16 protein-coding genes and 1 riboswitch are annotated in these 17207 nt (G+C 70.1%); of the genes, 4 read left to right on the top strand and 12 right to left on the bottom strand.

Annotation, left to right across the window (positions count from 1 at the left end):
- The first annotated feature begins 60 nt into the window (after positions 1–60).
- Entirely contained in the window at positions 61–1296 is a 1236-nt protein-coding gene (locus BG418_RS13565; RefSeq protein WP_188274070.1) for a glycosyltransferase 87 family protein, read from the top strand.
- On the opposite strand, the gene BG418_RS13560 is transcribed toward BG418_RS13565, so the two are convergent.
- The 5 genes from BG418_RS13560 to BG418_RS13540 form a co-directional block, all read right to left on the bottom strand.
- Complete coding sequence (locus BG418_RS13560; protein WP_188274069.1) at positions 1272–2501, bottom strand: hypothetical protein; 1230 nt, start codon at positions 2499–2501, stop codon at positions 1272–1274. The two genes, BG418_RS13565 and BG418_RS13560, sit on opposite strands and share 25 nt — an antisense overlap.
- A 16-nt stretch (positions 2502–2517) precedes the next feature.
- Entirely contained in the window at positions 2518–3531 is a 1014-nt protein-coding gene (locus BG418_RS13555; RefSeq protein WP_188274068.1) for an NlpC/P60 family protein, read from the bottom strand.
- Positions 3532–3794: 263 nt separating this feature from the next.
- Positions 3795–4820 (bottom strand): NlpC/P60 family protein, encoded by a 1026-nt coding sequence (locus BG418_RS13550; protein ID WP_188274067.1) that lies wholly within the window; start codon positions 4818–4820, stop codon positions 3795–3797.
- Between the two features lie 257 nt (positions 4821–5077).
- A complete protein-coding gene (locus BG418_RS13545; RefSeq protein WP_398998660.1) occupies positions 5078–6439 on the bottom strand; it encodes an NYN domain-containing protein in 1362 nt (453 codons plus the stop codon).
- A gap of 43 nt (positions 6440–6482) precedes the next feature.
- Positions 6483–6728: a hypothetical protein gene (locus BG418_RS13540; protein ID WP_188274066.1), complete on the bottom strand. Its 246-nt coding sequence runs from the start codon at positions 6726–6728 to the stop codon at positions 6483–6485.
- Between the two features lie 167 nt (positions 6729–6895).
- Here BG418_RS13540 and BG418_RS13535 point away from each other — a divergent pair, with 167 nt between their 5' ends.
- The gene (locus BG418_RS13535) at positions 6896–7642 is read left to right on the top strand and encodes a rhomboid family intramembrane serine protease (protein WP_188274065.1); all 747 of its coding nucleotides are present in this window, start codon (positions 6896–6898) and stop codon (positions 7640–7642) included.
- The gene (locus BG418_RS13530; protein ID WP_188274064.1) at positions 7639–7923 is read left to right on the top strand and encodes an Lrp/AsnC family transcriptional regulator; all 285 of its coding nucleotides are present in this window, start codon (positions 7639–7641) and stop codon (positions 7921–7923) included. The genes BG418_RS13535 and BG418_RS13530 overlap by 4 nt, the downstream gene beginning before the upstream one ends.
- Before the next feature lie 81 nt (positions 7924–8004).
- On the opposite strand, the gene BG418_RS13525 is transcribed toward BG418_RS13530, so the two are convergent.
- The 6 genes from BG418_RS13525 to BG418_RS13500 form a co-directional block, all read right to left on the bottom strand.
- The gene (locus BG418_RS13525; protein ID WP_188274063.1) at positions 8005–9393 is read right to left on the bottom strand and encodes an aminotransferase class V-fold PLP-dependent enzyme; all 1389 of its coding nucleotides are present in this window, start codon (positions 9391–9393) and stop codon (positions 8005–8007) included.
- A gap of 227 nt (positions 9394–9620) precedes the next feature.
- A riboswitch (SAM riboswitch) is annotated at positions 9621–9738 on the bottom strand.
- 96 nt (positions 9739–9834) lie between these two features.
- A complete protein-coding gene (trpD, locus tag BG418_RS13520) occupies positions 9835–10899 on the bottom strand; it encodes an anthranilate phosphoribosyltransferase (protein ID WP_188274062.1) in 1065 nt (354 codons plus the stop codon).
- A 134-nt stretch (positions 10900–11033) separates the two neighbouring features.
- On the bottom strand, positions 11034–12662 hold the full coding sequence (locus BG418_RS13515; RefSeq protein ID WP_188274061.1) for a cytochrome bc complex cytochrome b subunit: 1629 nt from the start codon (positions 12660–12662) through the stop codon (positions 11034–11036).
- Entirely contained in the window at positions 12659–13708 is a 1050-nt protein-coding gene (locus BG418_RS13510; RefSeq protein ID WP_188274060.1) for a ubiquinol-cytochrome c reductase iron-sulfur subunit, read from the bottom strand. Before BG418_RS13510 ends, BG418_RS13515 begins: the two co-directional genes overlap by 4 nt.
- Positions 13705–14514 carry a c-type cytochrome gene (locus tag BG418_RS13505; RefSeq protein ID WP_188274059.1) on the bottom strand — a complete coding sequence of 270 codons (810 nt, stop codon included), beginning with the start codon at positions 14512–14514 and terminating at the stop codon, positions 13705–13707. Before BG418_RS13505 ends, BG418_RS13510 begins: the two co-directional genes overlap by 4 nt.
- Before the next feature lie 63 nt (positions 14515–14577).
- The gene (locus BG418_RS13500; RefSeq protein WP_188274058.1) at positions 14578–15198 is read right to left on the bottom strand and encodes a heme-copper oxidase subunit III; all 621 of its coding nucleotides are present in this window, start codon (positions 15196–15198) and stop codon (positions 14578–14580) included.
- Positions 15199–15376: 178 nt separating this feature from the next.
- Between BG418_RS13500 and BG418_RS13495 the strand changes: the two genes are divergently transcribed.
- Positions 15377–15793: a response regulator transcription factor gene (locus BG418_RS13495; protein WP_188274057.1), complete on the top strand. Its 417-nt coding sequence runs from the start codon at positions 15377–15379 to the stop codon at positions 15791–15793.
- Between the two features lie 22 nt (positions 15794–15815).
- Here BG418_RS13495 and BG418_RS13490 read toward each other — a convergent pair whose 3' ends face one another.
- A complete protein-coding gene (locus BG418_RS13490) occupies positions 15816–17066 on the bottom strand; it encodes an Ig-like domain-containing protein (RefSeq protein WP_188274056.1) in 1251 nt (416 codons plus the stop codon).
- Positions 17067–17207 lie beyond the last annotated feature (141 nt).

The raw sequence follows: 17207 nt of genomic DNA, 5'->3' as shown, positions 1-17207 counted from the left end.
GCCCGGCATCATGACTCCTCCGCCATGGGAATTACCGGAGGGAAAACGGACGAGGTGCGCATGTCCCCAGTGAACGGTGCAGGACACACGAAGAGCACCGGCGCGATCCTCGCCGTGTTCGCCTTCACCCGGTGTCTGCTGCTGCTCTGCGTCTTCCGGGTCCTGGTCGCGCCCGGCCCGGACGTCACCAGCGACGTCAACGTCATCTACCAGGGCTGGTACGAGGTGCTGCGCACCGGCACGTATCCGCTGGACGACGTCACCTGGCAGTACCCGCCGGCCGCCGCCCTCGCCATCCTCGCGCCCGGCGCCGTCCCCTTCCTCGGCTACCCGTCCGCTTTCTTCGTCCTCGCGTTCCTCGCCGACTGCGCCGTCTTCGAGCTGCTGCTGTACGCGGGCGGGCGGTCGGGGAAGTCCCGTACGGGCGCGTGGGTCTGGGTCTGGGGCGTGCCGCTGCTCGGGCCCACCGCGTACGCGCGCTACGACCTGATGGTGACCGCCGTCGCGGTGGCCGCGCTGCTGGCCGGGGTCCGGCGGCCGGGGGTGCTCGGCGCGCTCGCCGCGTTCGGCGCGCTGCTGAAGGTCTGGCCGGTGCTGCTGCTGGCCCGGGCGCCGCGCCGGGCCTGGGCGACCGCCGCCGTGACCGGCGGCGGGTTCCTGCTGCTGTGCCACGCGGTCGCGCCCGGTGCCTTCGCGTTCCTCACCTTCCAGCGCGAGCGCGGCACCGAGGTCGAGTCGCTGGGCGCGCTCGTCTTCCATGTCGCCCGCCACTTCGGCTGGCAGGGCCATGTGCAGCTCAACTACGGGTCGGTGGAGTTCCTGGGCCCGTACGTCCCGCTGGTCTCCACGCTGGCCATGGGGCTGACCGTGGTGGCGTTCGGCTGGCTGCTGCTGTGGCGGCTGCGGGCCCGCGAGAGCGGACCCGGCACGCTCGCGGACGCCGCCTTCACCGCCGTGCTGCTCTTCACCACCACCAGCCGGGTGATCAGCCCGCAGTATCTGATCTGGCTGGTCGGGCTGGCCGCCGTATGCCTGGTCTTCCCTGGCAGTCCGATGGCCCGGCCCGCCAAGCTCGTGCTCGCCGCCGCCGGGGTGACCCTGCTCGAATTCCCGCTGTTCTTCTCGCATGTGGTGGCGAGTGACTGGCTGGGGGTGCTGCTCCTGTTCGTACGCAACGGACTGCTCGTGGTCGCGTCGGTCAGTGCGTGTCGGCGTCTGTGGCGCGCCACGGTTCCGGCGCCGGTCGGGGCGGCCCGCATGGTCCTCACCGCTCAGGCCAGCCGGTCCCGTACGTAAGAGCGCCACAGGGTGGTGAACTCCCTTGGCGTGGTGCCCAGTTCGTCGTTCATCGCCTTCTCCACGGCGCCCGCGCGGTGCTTCTGCTCGCCCACCTTCGCGTAGAAGGCGGCGAGTCCGGCCTCGCCCCAGCGCTGGGCGATCAGGGAGCAGGCCAGCCAGCCGCCCTCGTACGCCCGGGCCAGCCGGTCGGCGCCGCCCTCGAAGCCGAAGTCCGCGTCGGAGGGCAGCTCGTCGGGCAGTTCGCCGCGCCGTACCGCCTGCTGGAGTTCGGGCGCGGCCTGGGCGGCGGTGCGCCCGGTGCCCCGGTAGCCCACCCAATCGGCATAGCCCTCGGAGAGCCACATCGGGGTCGCGGGCGAGGTGCGGGCGCGGGTGGCGACGTGGGTGGTCTCATGGGTGAGGACGACGCGTTTGCCCAGGTCGCCGAGGACTCCGTACGCCTCGGGGTTGACGATCACGCGGTCCGCGGGGGTCGTCCCGGCCGCGCCCGCCTCGCCGGTGGTCACCGCCGCGATCCCCCGGTACGAGGCCGGGGGCGCCCCGAGCAGCGCCGCCATCGAGTCGAGCGAGGCGGGCACCAGGACGACCACCTTGCCCGCCCAGGTGCCCGGCCAGGCCGATGAGACGGCGGGCACCGCGCGGTCCTCGGTGCGGGCGATCTCCTGGAGCAGCGTGCGGTCCTGGCCGACGCCGAGGACGAGGCTGTGCGTGCCGCGCAGGACGGTGACCGGGCCCTGCTGCCACAGCGGCTGGGCGGCGCCGTCGGCCGGGCGGTCGCCGGTGACGTACCAGCGCCCGGCGCGCTCGCCGAGCTCCACGACCCGGTCCGAGACGACGGGCGCGCTGTCGTACCCGTCGATCCGGTAGCTCAGCTCCACCTGGGCGCTGGCCCGCGCGCCGTCGTGGCTCAGGCCCGTCACCCGGTACGCCCAGGCGCTCAGCGGCACCTGGCGCAGATTGACGAACTCGGCCCGCTGGGCGTCCCGCAGGGTCCCGGCGGCCGGGTCCACCGCGTCGAGATAGCCGCCTTCGTCGTGGTGCAGGACGGCGGCGGCCCGGCTGTCGAGGGTGCGCTGGACCTGGCGGGCGGTGGCGTCGGGAGCGGCGGCCGGGGCCGAGCAGGCGGAGGCGAGCAGCAGCGCCGCGAGTCCGTATCCCGCCGTGCGCCGTCGCCACCCGCCGGTGAACCGCCGATCCGCCATCCTCCCGATCGTACGGTCACACGCGGGTGACCGAGGAGACGGGCATCATGCCCACCGGGTCGTAGCGCACCGGCGCGCCCGGGTAGGGGGCGTGGATGACCTGCCCGTTGCCCACGTACATCGCGACATGGCTGGCGTCGGAGCGGTAGACGACGAGGTCGCCGGGGCGCGCCTGGGAGAGCGGCACCTGGGTCCCGGCGTACCGCTGTGCCTGCGAGGTGCGCGGCAGCCCGACGCCCGCCTGCGCGTACGACCACTGCATCAGGCCCGAGCAGTCGAACCCGGACGGCCCGGTGGCGCCCCAGATGTACGGCCTGCCCAGCGCCTGGCGGGCCGCGAGCACGGCGGCCGCCGCCCGGCCCGACGCGGGCACCGCACTGCCCAGGTCCGGGGTGCGGCCGCCGCCGCGCGAGGCGTGGTCGAAGGCGGCGCGGTCGGCGGTCGGCAGCGCGTTGAGCACCCGGCGGGCCTCGGCGAGCTTGGCCTCGACGGTCCGCTTGTGCCGGGCCACCTCGATACGGCTGCGCTCCAGCTCGGCGAGTTTGCGGGTGGCCTCGGTGCGCTGCTGGCCGATCCGCCGCAGTTCCTGCTGGAGTTCGCGCAGCTGCACGCTCTGGCGCTCGCTGAGCCGGTCGAGGGCGGCGGCCTTGTCGAGATAGCTGTCCGGGTTCTCGGAGAGCAGCAGCGCGAGGGAGGGGTCGATGCCCCCGGAGCGGTACTGGGCGCCGGCGATCGCGCCGAGCGCGCCCCGCATCCGGTTGATCCGCTCCTGGCCCCGGGCGACGCTGTCCTGCGCGTCACTGACCTGCCGGCGCAGTTCAGTGGCGTGCTCGTCCGCCTTGTCGTACTCCTCGGTCGCCTTCTCCGCCTGGGCGAAGAGCCGGTCGACCCGGGCCTTGCCGGTGTCGCCCGGGTCGGCGCTGGCCGGTGCCGCGAAGGCCGCGGCCGCGGTGGCCGCCGCCGCGGAGAGAACGGTGACCCGGGCGGTCTGGCCGAGGCCGGGCTGCGTGGGACGGCGATGGGACGCCACGTGAAGCCGCACTCCTTCCGGCGGTGCGGCCCCTGCCGCCCGGGGCGGGCGGACGAGTGGGAGGTTCACGGGGGCACCGCACGCCGGACAGTAGCGGGACCGGCACGGGCGTCCAACGACCCTTGTGCCTACGCAAAGTGACGCCCCACCGGAGAACACAGGTCACCGGCGGGGCGTGGCGTCAGCGTGAGTTACCGGAATTCGCCCGTTCGGGCGCCGTCGGCAAGCGGCCCGTGACCGGGCCGTACGCGTGGCGGGAGGCGTCAGCCGATGCGGACACCGAACTGGAACGGCATGTTGTCCATCGACTCGTAGCGCACGACCGCGCCCGGCTTCGGGGCGTGCAGCACCTGGCCGTTGCCCGCGTAGAGAGCGACGTGGTGCAGGTCGCCGTAGAAGAGCACCAGGTCGCCCGGCTTGAGCTGGCTGCGGCCTATCTGGGTGCCGGCGGTGGCCTGCTCCTCCGAGGTGCGGGGTATGTTCACGCCGGCCTGGCGGTACGCCCAGGAGGTGAGCCCGGAGCAGTCGAACGAGGCTGTGCCGGTGGCGCCGTACACGTACGGCTTGCCGAGCTGCGACTGGGCGGCCGAGAGGGCCGCGGCGCCGCGCTGCGAGGCGGGGACCTCGCTGCCGAGGTCGGTGCGGGTCTCGGTGCGGTTGGCCCGCGCGTCGTCGGCCGCGAGCGACGCCTTCTCGGCGGCGGTCAGCGAGTTGAGGAGCTTCTGCGCGTCGGCGAGCTTGGACTGGGTCTCGGCCTTCTTGTCGCCGAGCTCCTTGCGGGTGTCCGCGAGGTCCTTGAGCTTGTCCGTGGCTTCCTTGCGCTCCTGCGCGAGGCCGCGCTGCTTCTCCTGGATCTTCTGCAGCGCCTCGGTCTGCTTGGCGCTCAGCTGGTCCAGGGAGGACGCCTTGTCCAGGAAGTCGTCCGGGTTGGAGGAGAGGAAGAGCTGGACCGAGGGGTCGATGCCGCCCGAGCGGTACTGCGCCGAGGCCATCGAACCCAGGCCGTCGCGCAGCTTGTTGAGCTCGTCCTGGCCGCGGGCCACCTTGTCCTGGAGCGCGCCGACCTGCTTCTCCAGCTGGTCCTGCTTCTCCTTGGCGCCGTTGTACTTCTCCGTCGCCTGCTCGGCCTCGTCGTAGAGCTTGTCGACCTTGGCCTTCACTTCGCTCTTCGAAGGCTTCGGGTCCGCGTGCGCGGCCTGGGACGTGAGAGCGACGGCCGCGGCGGCGGTCGCGGTGAGCACGGTCACACGGGTACGGCTCGCGGGCTTGGGTCGACGGTGGGACGCCACGAAGGCGAGCTCCTTCTTCCTCAGCCGCCGAACAGCGCAGACTCGGCGGGACCTTCACGGTCACCCCGGACGAGTGATCAACCGCGTGAAGGTTCGAGCCCCGACCCTAGTGACCCTCTTGTGATCAGTTCAAATCCTGATACGCAAAAACTCGGTCGCAGGGAGGATTCTTTACAGTCATCCCACGCGTAGTAATGGGCACTTGACAGAGCGCTGGGAACTGATCACCCGAATTCGGGCATTGAACGCAGGAGTTACTAGACGCGCGAAAGCCGCTTCAGAAGCATGACGGACGCGACGGGCCGGGCACCGGCCTTGGCGACGCCGTCCGCGACCTCGCGGTCGGTCGAGACGACCACCACGGGACGCCCCGAAGGCTCGGCCCGTACGAGCTGACGGATCAGCTCGTCGGCGGTCACGCCCGGCTTGGAGAACAGCACCCGTACGCCTCTGGGCGGCGCCAGGAGCACCGGGGCGGCGAGCTCGGCCCCGTCGAAGACACAGGTGATCTCGGCGCCGGTCTGCGCGGCGAGCATCGAGAGACCGCCGAGCAGGCGCAGCCGCTGCTTCTCCAACGGCATCGTCGGATAGCCGGTCTTGGTGACGTTGTAGCCGTCCACCACCAGATGCACCTGCGGCAGCGCGAGCAGCTGGTCGAGCAGCGCCGGGTCGGTCTCGGACAGGGCCCGGGCCGCGATGTCCTTCGGGGTCATCTGGCCGGGGGCGACCGCGTCCACGGTGTCGGCCGGGCGCACCGAGGCCGGGGGCAGCGCCAGTTCGCGCCGCAGCCCGGAGGCCGCGTCCAGGACCGTGTCGAGCAGCAGCCGCAGCCGCATGTCCTCGATGGAGCGCCCCTCGCGCACCGCGCGCCGGCTCGCCTCGACGGACGCCTCGGCCTCACCCAGGCGCGTCTTGAGCCGCCGCGACTCGCTCTCGGCGGCGGCCACCCGGGCCGCCGCCTCCGCTCTGACCCCGTCGATCTCCCCGGTGGCCTTGCGCAGGGCGGCCTCGCCGCGCTTGACGTCGCTGAGCGCGCTGCGCAGCTTGCGCTGGAGCGTTTCGGCTTCCTTACGGGCGGCCGCCAGGTCGGCGCGCAGCTCCTCGTGCTCGGCGCGGCCCCGCTCGTGCGCCTCGGCCAGCTCCGCGCGCAGCCGCTCCAGTTCGCGCTTGCCCTCCTCGTCGGCGCGCTCGGCGTCCGCGCGCTGGGCCTCCTCGCCCGCGGCGGCGACGAGCTTGACCCAGCCGGTGGGGCGCAGCACATAGGCCGCGGCCGCGACGTCGACCGGATCGGCGGCCGCGGGCGGCGCGCCGGACTCCAGGGCGGCGGCCAGCTCCGGCTGAGCCTCCTTCAGACGCTCGCCGATGCGCTGGCGGAACAGCGGGTCGGATTCGAGGGCGGCGGCCATGGCGTTGCCCGCGAACTTGGCACGGCGGATCGGGGTGAAACGGGCGTACTGTCGCAACTGGGACGGCAGTTCGGTGACGGTCAGCCCGCCGAAGGCGTCCGAGACCAGCGCGACGACCCGGCGCCGCACCCCTTCGGGCAGCGGGCGGTCGAGCACCTCGGCGGGGCCGTCACCGGCAGCACCGGCCGGTTCGGCACCGCTTGCATGCTCCACAATCCGTCACCTCAACTGTCGTCCGTCGCTCACCGGGACCCCGTCACTGGGAGACGGCGCCCGGCCTGTCCACGAGCTCGATCTGGTCCACCGCGTTGCACCAGCGGCAGCGCACCGACTCGATGGTCTCACTGACCACCTCGCGCTCCTCGACCTTCGGCTCTCCGGAGAGGTCCAGATGGACGTACTCGACGACCTTCGACGAGCGGGTGACGTCGAAGCGGGTCAGGTTGCCGCAGAGCGTGCAGCGCCACCGGGTGTCGGCGGTCGGCTGGGGAACGGTGGTCATGGAGTGCAGTCCTTCTTCCATGCTGTCAATGATCGGCCATGGTCCAGGATCTCGCGGTGCGCCGTCGAACTGCGGATGTACTGCCCGTAACCCTACGGCCTACCGGCTGTGCCACGGCACGGCGAGGCGGTCTGTACCGTTCGCTCCCGTTACGCCATGCTCTGGTCATGATCAAGCGGAGTGCCCTGCGGGGAACGGCGGCGCAGGGTCCGGCGGTCACCTACACGGTGCTCGCGCTCTGCTGCCTGGTCTTCATCGTCAGCCCCGTATCCGGACTCAACCCGTCATACGGAACGGGGGACGCGCTGCTCGCCGCGCAGAGCGCGTATTTCGCCCGCTGGGGTGTCATCCCGAACGAACTCACGACCGGCGATCCCGCCACCCTCGTCACCCCCCTCACCGCGCTCTTCGTCCACGGCAACTGGCTGCATCTGCTGGGCAACATGCTCTTCCTCTACGTCTTCGGCGCGATGGCCGAGGAACGCATGGGCAAGGTCGCGTTCGCGCTGTTCTATCTGGGCGTGGGCTATCTGGCCCTGCTGGCGTACGCGGCGGCGCACTCCGCCTCCGACCAGACGCTGGTGGGGGCTTCCGGCGCGATCTCGGGGGTTCTGGGGGCATTCCTGTATCTCTTCCCCCGGGCGCGGGTGACCAGCCTCTTCCCGTTCCTCTTCTTCCTGCCGCTGCGCTTTCCCGCCTGGATCGTGCTGGTCTTCTGGTTCGTGCTCCAGTGGCTCGCGGTACGGGCGGCGCCGGCCGGGCCCGGGGTGGCGTATCTGGCCCATCTCGTCGGCTTCGGCCTGGGCTTTCTCTACGCCTGGGGACGTTATCGCCGTACGGCTAGAGTGAAACGACCGAAGCCGCCACCGGCGTCGGCCGCCACCGCCGCCACCGAGGGAGAAGACCAGCCGTGATCACCGCGATCGTGCTCATCAAGACCAGCGTGGACCGGATCCCCGAGATCGCGGAGTCGATCGCGGCGCTGGAGAACGTGTCCGAGGTCTACTCGGTGACCGGCACCTACGACCTGATCGCCCTGGTCCGCGTGGCCCGCCACGACAACCTCGCGGACATCATCCCCGGCCGCATCAGCAAGATCCCGGGCGTAGAGGCCACGGACACCCACGTGGCGTTCCGCACGTATTCGCAACACGACCTGGAGGCGGCGTTCGCGATCGGCCTCGACGCCGAGTAATTCGCCTGCGGCCCGCGCCCCTAGGTATTTAGGGGCGCGGGGAACTGCGCGAGCAACCACGCACGATCCGCAGACGAAACCTCACACCGCCGGGACGCAGCGCCCCTCTTCCGTCCGGTACGACCACTTCGCACCGTCCCGCACCAACTCCCCAACCGCCCGCACAAACCGATCCACGTGCTCGTCGGGCGTCCCCGCCCCAAAGCTGACCCGGATCGCGTTCAGCGACCGCTCCCCCGGCTCCGCCTCCGGCGCCCCGCACTCCCCCGGCTCCTGCGGCTCGCTCCCCAGCAGCGTCCGCACCAACGGATGCGCGCAGAACAGCCCGTCCCGCACCCCGATCCCGTACTCCGCAGACAGCGCCGCCGCGAAGTGCGAGCTGTTCCACCCCTCCACCACGAACGAGATGACGCCGACCCGAGGCGCGTCGTCGCCGAAGAGCGACAGCACCCGCACCTCCGGCACCGCCGCAAGCCCCGCACGCACCTTCGCGATCAGGTGCTCCTCCCGCTCCACGAGACCCGAGAACCCCGCCTCGGTCAGCGCCTTGCACGCGGACGCGATCGCGTACACACCGATGACGTTCGGCGAACCGGCCTCGTGCCGCGCGGCCGTGGTGTGCCACTCCACATCGACCCCGCCGTCACCGCGCCGCGCGACCCGCCGCGAGGCGCCCCCGCCCGCCAGATACGGCTCGGACGCCTGGAGCCAGTCGGCCCGCCCCGCGAGCACGCCAGAGCCGAACGGCGCGTACAGCTTGTGGCCGGAGAACGCGATCCAGTCGACGTCCAACTCCCTTACGGAGACGGGGTGATGAGGCGCCAGCTGCGCCGCGTCCAGCACGATCCGCGCGCCATGGGCGTGCGCGGCCGCCGCCAACTCCCGCACCGGCCACAGCTCACCGGTCACATTCGAAGCACCCGTCACACACACCAGGGCGGGACCGTACGGGTCACGGTCCGCGAGCGCCCGCTCCAGCGTGGCCACCGCCTGCTGCGGCGTACGCGGCGCGTTGAGGTAGGTCACCCGCGCGTCCCGCCACGGCAGCAGCGAGGCGTGGTGCTCGGTCTCGAAGACGAAGACCTGGCAGTCGGCCGGGAGCACCTGGGCGAGGAGGTTCAGGGAATCCGTGGTCGAGCGGGTGAACACGACCTGGTCGGTCGGGCGGCAGTCCAGGAACTCCGCCACCGCCGCCCGGCTGTTCTCGAACAGGTCGGTGGAGAGCTGCGAGAGATACCCCGCGCCCCGGTGCACGCTGCCGTAGTACGGGGCGTACGCGGCGACGTCGTCCCACACCCGCTGGAGGGCGGGCGCGCTGGCCGCGTAGTCGAGGGCGGCGTAGGTCACCTCGCCGCCGGTGACCAGCGGGACGGTGACATCGCGGCCGAGCACCGGCAGCGGCGCGGCGCAGCAGGGCTCTTCCGAAGAAGTGGAGGCGACGGTGGAGGACGTGGACGCGTATGCGGACATGACGGTATCTCCCGGCAGGACAAGGCGAACTGACTGTGAAGGCCCCGCGCGACGGCTCGACGGCCGTTCCGCGTACGGGGGTTGACCTCGACGTACGCCAAAGAAGGGCGTACGGAGGTGTACAGAAAGAGGGGCCGAAGGCCCTATCGCATTCGCTTGCTCACGAGACTGCTCCCTTGAGGACCAGGACCCCAGGGGCGCGCCACTCAAGGAAATGAGTGCGCAGGGGTCCGCGCTTGCCGTAGACCTCGCTGCCTACGACCTGGTCTTCACCCGGGGCACCCCGCCACGGACGGAGGGTTGCCGGACAGCGGGCCGGGGCCGTAGTCGCTGTCACTCATGACCTTGGAAAGCATCCTGCCATATGTCCGCGTACGCGCAAGGCGCGGTCCGGCATCCGGACCGCGCCTTGCGTCACACTCGTACGGGACCGCTCCGGGCCTACGCGTTGCTCGCCGCGACCCAGCGCTCCAGGGTGCGGCGGGCCGCCCCCGAGTCCACCGCCTCGGCCGCCTTGTCGATCTTGGCCCGGATCTGCTCGACCAGAGTGCCCTCGCCCGGCTCCAGGGCGACAAGCGCCGCCGCCGAGTTGAGCAGCACCGCGTCCCGCACCGGTCCCGTCTCCCCCGCGAGCAGCCGCCGGGCCACGTCCGCGTTGTACGAGGCGTCGGCGCCGCGCAGCGCCTCCACCGGCACCAGGTCGATGCCCACGTCCCTCGGGTCGAAGGGCTCCTCGCGCACGGCGCCGTCCCGCACGATCCAGACCCGCGAGGTCGCGGTGGTCGTCAGCTCGTCGAGGCCGTCGTCGCCGCGGAACACCAGCGCCGAGGAGCCGCGCTCGGCGAGCACCCCGGCCACGATCGGCGCCACCCGTGCGTCCGCTACCCCGGTGGCCTGGGCCTTCACCCGGGCCGGATTGGTCAGCGGGCCCAGGAAGTTGAAGGTCGTGCGGATGCCGAGCTCGCGGCGGGCCGGGGCCACGTATCTCAGCGCGGGGTGGAACGTCACCGCGAAGCAGAAGGTGATGCCCGCCTGCTCGGCCACCTCGACCACCCGGCGCGGGGTGAGGTTCAGATTGACGCCGAGCTTCTCCAGGACGTCGGAGGCGCCGCTGGCCGAGGACGCGGCCCGGTTGCCGTGCTTGACGACCTTCGCACCGGTGCCCGCCACCACGATCGCGGACATGGTGGAGATGTTGACGGTCTTGGCGCCGTCACCGCCGGTGCCGACGATGTCCACGGTCCGGCCGGGCACTTCGATGAGATTGGCGTGCTCGTACATCGCCCGGACCATGCCGGTGATCTCGGCGACCGTCTCGCCCTTGGCCCGCAGGGCCACCATGAAGGCGGCGATCTGCGCGTCGCTGGCCTCGCCGCGCATGATGCGGTCCATCGCCCAGGCGGTCGCGTCCGCGCTCTGGTCGGTGCCGCTGAGCAGCGCGTCCAGTACGCCCGGCCAGGAGTAGGCCGCCACGCTGTCGCCGCCGACCGGGGTCACAACGTTCATGGTCCACTCCTGGGTCCATCTACGGGTATGGGATGGGAACACCCTATCCAGCCCCGGGGACGGCGAAGGGCCCCGTCCATCGCCTGGACGGGGCCCTGTGCTGTGTGGCGTACAGCGATACCGCTAAGAGGGGATCAGTGGTGGCCGTGGCCGCTGGTGATCTCCTCGAACTCCTCGGCACTCGGCTTGGCGATCTGGCTCTGCTCGCCGAAGTACCCCTTGTGGATCTTGACGCGCAGCTTCTCCATGGCGGAGACCTTGCGCTTGACACCGTTCTCGTCGACCGCCGCGGGCAGCTCGTGCGGAACGGTCTGCTCGTGCGCGGTGAGCTTGTACAGCTGGCCCGCGTCGAGCGGCTCGTGCACCTCGATGAACTCACCGTGCGGCAGCCGCTTGATGATGCCGGTCTCACGACCGTGCAGCACCTTCTCGGCGTCCCGGCGCTGCAGGCCGAGGCAGATCCGCTTGGTGACGATGAACGCGAGGACCGGGCCGGCGAAGAACGCGATCCGGACGAACCAGGTGATGGCGTTCAGCGACAGGTGGAAGTTGGTCGCCCACAGGTCGTTGCCACCGCCGACCAGCATCACCATGTACGCGGTGATCCAGGCCACGCCGATGCCGGTGCGCACCGGAGCGTTGCGCGGGCGGTCGGCGATGTGGTGCTCGCGCTTGTCCTTGGTGATCCAGGCCTCGATGAACGGGTAGGCCGCGATCGCGAACAGCACCAGCGGGAAGATCACCAGCGGGATGAACACACCGAGGACCAGCGTGTGGCCCCAGGCGTTGATCTCCCAGCCCGGCATCACTCGGATCAGGCCTTCGGCGAAGCCCATGTACCAGTCGGGCTGGGCGCCGGTGGACACCTGGTCCGGGCGGTACGGGCCGATGGCCCAGATCGGGTTGATCGAGGCGACCGCCGAGATGACCGCGATGACACCGAAGATCAGGAAGAAGAAGCCACCGGCCTTGGCCGTGTAGACGGGCAGCAGCGGCGCGCCCACGACGTTCTTGTTGGTGCGGCCGGGACCCGCGAACTGGGTGTGCTTGTGGTAGAAGACCAGGATCAGGTGCGTGACCATCAGGCCGAGCATGATGCCGGGCAGCAGCAGGATGTGGACCGAGTAGAACCGGGCCACGAAGTCGCCGCCGGGGAACTCGCCGCCGTAGATGAAGAACGACAGGTACGTACCCACGACCGGGACACCGAGGACGGCGCCCTCCATGAAGCGGACACCGGTGCCCGAGAGCAGGTCGTCCGGCAGGGAGTAGCCGGTGAAGCCGGTGAACATGCCGCAGAAGAACAGCAGGAAGCCGAAGAGCCAGTTGACCTCGCGCGGCTTGCGGAACGCGCCCGTGAAGAAGACGCGCATCATGTGCACGAACATCGCCGCGAGGAAGATCAGCGCCGACCAGTGGTGGATCTGCCGGATCAGCAGACCACCGCGCACCTCGAAGCTGATGTGCATGGTCGAGTTGAACGCCTCGGACATCTGCACGCCCTGGAGCGGAACGTAGGAGCCGTCGTAGACGACCTCGTTCATGCTCGGGTGGAAGAACAGCGTCAGATACACACCCGTGAGGATGATGATGATGAAGCTGTACATGCAGATCTCGCCGAGCATGAAGGACCAGTGGTCCGGGAAGATCTTGCGCATGTTGGTCTTGGCCAGGGTGTAGATCCCCAGCCGACCGTCGGCCCAGTCGGCGAACTTCTCGCCGTTCCCGGGCTCGCGCCGCTCGTCAGTGGTGGTGGTGCTCATCCGCGCTCCCAGAAGGCAGGACCGACGGGCTCTTCGAAGTCGCCGAGCGCTTCGAGGTAACCCTCGCTGTTCACGCCGATCCGCAGCTGCGGCAGAGCGTGACCGGCCGGGCCGAAGATGACGCGGGCCCCGTCGGAGAGGTCGAAGGTGGACTGGTGGCACGGGCAGAGCACGTGGTGGGTCTGCTGCTCGTACAGGCTGATCGGGCAACCGACGTGGGTGCAGATCTTCGAGAACGCCACGATGCCCTGGTGCGACCACTCCAGCTCGCGCTTGTCCTTGATGTTCTCCGGCTGCAGCCGGACGATCATCAGGGCCGCCTTGGCGATCTGGGTCTGGAAGTCGTGCTGGTCCTCCTCCAGGCCCTCGGGCTTGGCGAAGGTCAGCGAGCCGACCGCGACGTCCTCGGGACGCAGCGGCTCGTTGGTGTTCATGTTGATGAGGGCCTTGCCCTTGGCCCACATCGTCTTGCGCAGCTTGTCCTCGGGCAGCGTGCCCAGGTCGCGCAGGAGCACCACACCGGCGAGCGGCACCATGGCCAGCGCGCCGTACATGGTGTTGCGGATCAGCTTGCGGCGGCCGAAGCCGGACTCGCGGACGCCGTCCGCCCAGTCCTGCATGACCTTCTCGCGGACCTCCGGCGGCGCCGCGATCTCGTGGCGCTCGTCCGACATCTCCTCGTCCGACATCAGCGTGCGGGCCCAGTGGACCGCGCCGGCGCCGATGCAGAACAGCGCGACACCCAGGGTCAGACCCAGGGAGAAGTTCAGCGCGCTGACGTGCCCGAACGGGAAGATGTAGACGATCTTGTCGATCGGGAAGATCACGAACGACGCGATGAAGCCGACCGTCGCGATCATCGACAGCGTGAAGAGGCCGGCGACCACGCGCTCGGAGCGCCTGGCGGCCGCCTCGTCGATGTCCTGGACACGCGGGCGGTGGGGCGGCAGCCCCGGGTCCGCGAACGGGTCGCGGGCACGCTCTACCGAGCCGTGCTCGGGGTCCTGCTCGCTGGGCAGGTTCTCGGAATTGTCTTGGCTACTCATGACTTCTTGGCCTTAGCGGAGTGGGCCGCGATCCAGATGGCAACTGCGATGAGGGCACCCAGACCGAAGATCCAGGCGAACAGGCCCTCGCTGACCGGTCCGAGGCCGCCCAGCTCAAGGCCGCCGGGGCTGGCGGTCTTCTCGCTGTTCACAGCGTCCAGGTACGCGATGATGTCCTGCTTCTGCTTCTGCGGCATCGTCGTGTCGGGGAACGACGGCATGTTCTGCGGGCCGGTCTGCATGGCCTCGTAGAGGTGCTTGGGTGTCACGCCCTCAAGGCTGGGGGCGTACTTGCCGTGCGTCAGCGCACCGCCCTTGCCGGAGAAGTTGTGGCACTGGGCGCAGTTGGTACGGAACAGCTCGCCACCCTTGGCGATGTCCGCACCGTCCGGGCTGTACTGCTTCTCGGTCGGCTTGATCGGGCCGGCGCCGAGGGACGCGACGTACGCGGAGAGCTGGTCGATCTCTGCCTGCGTGTAGATGACCTTCTTCTTCGGCACCTGCGCGCCGGGCTGCTGCGCCGGCATACGGCCGGTGCCGACCTGGAAGTCCACGGCGGCGGAGCCGACGCCGACCAGCGAGGGACCGTCAGAGGTGCCCTGACCGCCGGTTCCGTGGCAGCTGGCGCAGCCGACGGAGTAGAGCTTCTTGCCCTCGTCGATGGCGAGGGACTGGGCGGTTTCGTCGGCCTTCGCCTTGTCCGCGGGCGCGAACGCGGCGTACAGCCCCCCGGTGGCCGCCAGCGCGAGGAGTAGGACGACGAGCGCCGCCAGCGGATGGCGTCGTCGTGCGGAGAGCTTTTTCACGGATTACCCCGGTGTCAGGATCTTCTGCGTCGATGCGGGATGGGTTCGGGCCTGCGGGCCCGATTACTTGATCAGGTAGATCGTGGCGAAGAGGCCGATCCAGACGACATCGACGAAGTGCCAGTAGTAGGACACGACGATGGCGGCGGTTGCCTGTTCGTGGGTGAACCTCTTGGCCGCGTAGGTCCTGCCGAGAACCAGCAGGAAGGCGATCAGACCGCCCGTCACATGCATGCCGTGGAAGCCGGTGGTCAGGTAGAACACCGAGCCGTACGGGTCCGAGGACAGCGAGAGGCCGTCCTTCTTCACCAGCTCGGTGTACTCGAAGACCTGGCCTCCGATGAAGATCGCACCCATCACGAACGTGATCGTGAACCAGGTGCGCAGCTTCTTCACGTCGCCCCGCTCGGCGGCGAAGACGCCGAGCTGGCAGGTGAGAGAGGAGAGCACCAGGATCGTGGTGTTCGTCGCCGAGAACGGAAGGTTCAGCGAGGACGCCATTTCCTTCCAGTGCTCGGCACCCGTCACCGATCGCAGGGTGAAGTACATCGCGAAGAGGGCCGCGAAGAACATCAGCTCGGAACTCAGCCAGATGATGGTTCCGACGCTGGTGAGGTTCGGCCGATTGACCGACGGGTGCGCGTGCCCGGTTTCTACTGTCGTTGCTGTCGCCACGACCGACATTATGTCGGTCGCTTATCTCGCGCTCACTCCGGGGGGTGCCGTTCGGTGTGTCCGCGCCCCGTGTCCTGCTCGAACGGCCCATCCGGGCGCTCGCGGAACCGGTGTTGACAGGGTGTCGGACGGAGTAGCATCCGCGCATCGGCTCCCGAGCCCGTACCGCCGTCGATTCGGAGGAACAATGCATTCGAGCGCCACCGTACTTGTCTACAGCGACGACGCGAGCACCCGTGAGCAGGTGCGGCTCGCCGCCGGACGCAGGCCCGCCTCCGATGTTCCCCCGGTGACCTTCCTGGAGTGCGCGACGCCACAGGCCGTCCTCAAGGAGCTGGACCGCGGCGGCATCGACGTGTGTGTGCTCGACGGGGAGGCCGTCCCGGCGGGCGGCATGGGCATCTGCCGGCAGATCAAGGACGAGATCTTCCAGTGCCCGCCCGTGCTGCTGCTCATGGGGCGCCCTCAGGACGCCTGGCTGGCCACCTGGAGCCGCGCGGACGCCGCGGTGACCCTCCCGGTCGACCCGGTCGAGTTCGCGGGCGCACTGGCCGCCCTGCTCCGTTCCCGCCGCTCCGACGGCGCCGTGGCCGCCCGGGGCTGACCCGGATCCCCCCACCGGGCCCTCAGACCTGCGGCCGCAGCCGGGCGGAGTTCAGCTTGCTCTGCCCGGCCTTCAGGTCGGCCTGGAGCACGCTGCCCTTGCGCCACTTGTCCCATTCGACGTTCCAGTCGCCGAAGCCGTTGTCGAAGGGCGTCATGTCCTCGCCGATGCTGTTGACGACCTTGACGATGTCGCCCTCGGTCACGGTCTCGTAGAACCAGGCCGCGTTGCCGGTGGACATGCCCGTACAGCCGTGGCTGACGTTCTCGGAGCCCTGCGAACCGACCGACCAGGGCGCGGCGTGCACGTATTCACCGCTCCAGGTGACCCGTGTGGCGTAGTAGACGGGCAGGTCGTACCCGTCCGAGCTGCTGGCCGAGATGCCGACGGTCTCCCCGCGCATCCGTACGAAGTACTGCTTGCCGAGCACCACTTTGACGCCGTTACGGGTGGAAAAGCCCGGCTTGCCGGTGGTCACCGGAATGGTGTTGATCACTTCTCCGTTGCGTTTGACCGTCATGTAGTGCGACGAGGCGTCCGTGATGGCCTCGATCCGGTCGCCCGTGGTGATCTTCAGGGGGTGCGCGGCGCCGCCGTAGAGCTTGTTGGCGATTTTCACGCCCTCCAGGCGCGAGGAGACCCTGATGGTCGCGTCCGTCGGCCAGTAGTCCTTGGGCCGGTAGTGGAGCATCTTGTCGTCGACCCAGTACCAGTTGCCCTCGACCTTGGGCGTGGACTCGACCTTGAGCGCGCGTTCGACGATGGCGCGGGCCGCCTTGTCCTTGACCGGCTTGCTCAGCTCCGCCGTGATGGGCTGTCCGACGCCGTACTTGCCCGCCTCCGGGCCGAATTCGACCTTCACGGCATCCTTGGGCGCCGCCGTGTCGAACGTCAGCGTACGGCGGCCCGGAGAGCCGTCCGAGTCCTCCGTGGAGACCACGACCGTGTAGTGGGTGCCGGCCACCAGCGGGGCGGTGGAGTGCCAGCGGTGGCCGTCGCCGTCCAGTTCGCCCGCCAGATAGCGGCCCTGGGCGTCCGCGGCCGTCACGTCCGTGAGGCGGCCGTTGCCCCTGGCGGAGATCTCCAGGGGGCGCTCCGGATCCGCCTTCGCGCTGCCCGCCGGGCCGTTGTAGACGACCTGGCCGGCCGCGTCGTACGGCTTGGCCGAGAGCGGGTTGCTGTCGGACCGGCCGCACGCGCCGGCGCCCGCCCCGAGGGACACGACCAGCAGGGTGCAGCCAAGGACGGTACGGGTACGCGGTGCGTGACTCATGACCACACGTTATGAAAAATAGTCATATTCAGCGCGCGGTATGACTGCAAACGAGCCGCCCTCACCCGGACGGCGCAGAGAACGCGAAGACCCCCACGGCTCGGAGCGAGCCATGGGGGTCCTCACAAGTACTGCGGCGGA

Source organism: Streptomyces sp. CBMA152 (assembly GCF_014596475.1).
Taxonomy (GTDB): Bacteria; Actinomycetota; Actinomycetes; order Streptomycetales; family Streptomycetaceae; genus Streptomyces.
The sequence above is the reverse complement of the archived record's forward strand: the minus strand, read 5'-3'. Positions and strand labels throughout refer to the sequence as shown.

Coding starts and splice junctions, on each gene's coding strand:
- BG418_RS13565 (WP_188274070.1), top strand. CDS start 61: ATGTCCCCAGTGAACGGTGCAGGACACACGAAGAGCACCGGCGCGATC.
- BG418_RS13560 (WP_188274069.1), bottom strand. CDS start 2,501: ATGGCGGATCGGCGGTTCACCGGCGGGTGGCGACGGCGCACGGCGGGA.
- BG418_RS13540 (WP_188274066.1), bottom strand. CDS start 6,728: ATGACCACCGTTCCCCAGCCGACCGCCGACACCCGGTGGCGCTGCACG.
- BG418_RS13535 (WP_188274065.1), top strand. CDS start 6,896: ATGATCAAGCGGAGTGCCCTGCGGGGAACGGCGGCGCAGGGTCCGGCG.
- BG418_RS13525 (WP_188274063.1), bottom strand. CDS start 9,393: ATGTCCGCATACGCGTCCACGTCCTCCACCGTCGCCTCCACTTCTTCG.
- trpD (WP_188274062.1), bottom strand. CDS start 10,899: ATGAACGTTGTGACCCCGGTCGGCGGCGACAGCGTGGCGGCCTACTCC.
- BG418_RS13515 (WP_188274061.1), bottom strand. CDS start 12,662: ATGAGCACCACCACCACTGACGAGCGGCGCGAGCCCGGGAACGGCGAG.
- BG418_RS13510 (WP_188274060.1), bottom strand. CDS start 13,708: ATGAGTAGCCAAGACAATTCCGAGAACCTGCCCAGCGAGCAGGACCCC.
- BG418_RS13500 (WP_188274058.1), bottom strand. CDS start 15,198: ATGTCGGTCGTGGCGACAGCAACGACAGTAGAAACCGGGCACGCGCAC.
- BG418_RS13495 (WP_188274057.1), top strand. CDS start 15,377: ATGCATTCGAGCGCCACCGTACTTGTCTACAGCGACGACGCGAGCACC.
- BG418_RS13490 (WP_188274056.1), bottom strand. CDS start 17,066: ATGAGTCACGCACCGCGTACCCGTACCGTCCTTGGCTGCACCCTGCTG.